Source organism: Brevibacterium sp. AGC70, from assembly GCF_057334195.1.
On sequence record NZ_JBHFIH010000015.1, the window covers coordinates 1 to 1,704 of the forward strand.

Sequence of the window (1,704 nt, forward strand, 5' to 3'; positions counted from 1 at the left end):
GCGTGCGGCGGGGAAGTCGGGGGTGAAGCGGTGGGCGAAGAACCATACCCGCAAGGACCCCTCGGCCTTGATCGACGCGATCTTCGACGCGTTGGCCGAGCAGACAGTGACCGTGCCCGGGAGTGAGGCGTCGGAGTCGGTGGTGCCGCGTCATGCTGCCAGGATCAAGGCACTGAAGGCTGAGCGTAAAGAGATCGAGGCCGAGGCTGAGGAGTTGGCTGATTCGCTCCCTCTTCTGCAGGTCTTAACGTCCATGCCGGGAGTCGGCGTTAAGACCGCGTCCCAGATCCTCCTGGCGGCCGGCGACTTCTCTGCGTTCAAATCTGCTGGCCATTTGGCTGCGTATGCCGGGATCGCTCCGGTGACGCGGCGGTCGGGGACATCAATCAGGGGTGAGTTCCCGTCGCGGGCGGGTAACAAACGGTTGAAGAACGCACTGTTCCACTCTGCCTGGGTTGCGTCATGTCATGATTCCTTGTCGAAGGCGTATTACGACCGGAAGCGTGCTGAGGGGAAACGCCATAATGCTGCGGTGATGTGTCTGGCTCGTCGCCGGCTCAACGTTCTGTTCGCGATGGTCAAGGCCGGGGCCTTCTACGAGACGAGGACCCCGGTTGCTGCTTGACAATGAATGTAACGGGTGCCCCTATGTTTTACGTCAAGGGGTAGCAACCAGATTCCTCAAAATTATTCGGCGGGACTCGAAGGACAGGGATGATCTGTCCGGGAACTGTCTCCCGGACTGATCAGGAACCTCTCCATGGGAAGGTTCAGGCAGCGGTCGCCACCTCGGGTGAGTGGAAGTAGGCACCGTCGCGCAGCATCGCGAACAGGACGTTGCAGCGCCTGCGCGCTAATGCGATCAGGGCTTGGTTGTGCTTCTTATGCTCGGCCCGTTTCTTGTCGTAATACGCCCTCGACAACGGGTCCTTCAACGCCGCGAACGCGGACAAGAACAGTGCCCGTTTGAGGATCTTGTTACCCCGACGCGATGAATGATCCCCGCGTATCGAGGTCCCCGACCGCCACGTCACCGGTGCCAGGCCGGCATAGGATGCGAGGTGTCCGGCAGACTCGAAGTCCTTACCCACCACTTCGGTGAGGATCCTCGCGGTGGTCCTGACGCCGACTGCCGGCATCGACGTCAGGAGCCCGAAAAGCGGATGCGCCTCAACCAGCTCCTCGATGCGCACCAGCACCTCATCCCTCGACGCACGAGTCTGCGCCAACGACGTTGCCAACTGGGGCAGGACGAGTCCGGCCGCGTCGGTGCCCGACACCACCACCGTCTGCCCGTCCAAAGCGGCGAAGATCGCGGCCGCCCACCGCTTCCACGCCCGGGGCGCCTGCTTACGCAACAGCGTCTCGACCCGATGTTTCCCAGCATGCCGCAAAGCTTTCGGCGTCGGGTACTTCGCCACCAGCGCCAGCATGGCTGGGTGGTCCAGGTGGGGACCGATCGCAGTTTCCAGTCCAGGGTGGATCTGAGTGAGCAGCCCGCGGATCCGGTTCGATGTCGCCGTGGCCTGTTTGGCCAAGTCATCGTCATACCCGCATAGCATCGACAGCTCGGCGACGTTCTCATCAGCAACCCGGATGCCCCGCAGCGTGTGGGGCATGGTGCGAGCGGCTTCAGCGATGATGCCGGCATCGCGGGCGTCGGTCTTCGCCTCACCGGGGTGAAGGTCGGCGATGCGGCGCATC

The 1,704-nt window shown here is 62.9% G+C and carries 2 protein-coding genes; one reads left to right on the plus strand and one right to left on the minus strand.

What is annotated here, in order from left to right:
• Positions 1–625, plus strand: a 625-nt coding sequence (locus ACE03M_RS12965) for a transposase (protein ID WP_485933364.1), incomplete at its 5' end; no start/stop codon positions are given.
• Between the two features lie 145 nt (positions 626–770).
• Here ACE03M_RS12965 and ACE03M_RS12970 read toward each other — a convergent pair.
• A partial coding sequence (locus ACE03M_RS12970; RefSeq protein ID WP_485934317.1) for an IS110 family RNA-guided transposase occupies positions 771–1,704 on the minus strand: 934 nt, incomplete at its 5' end.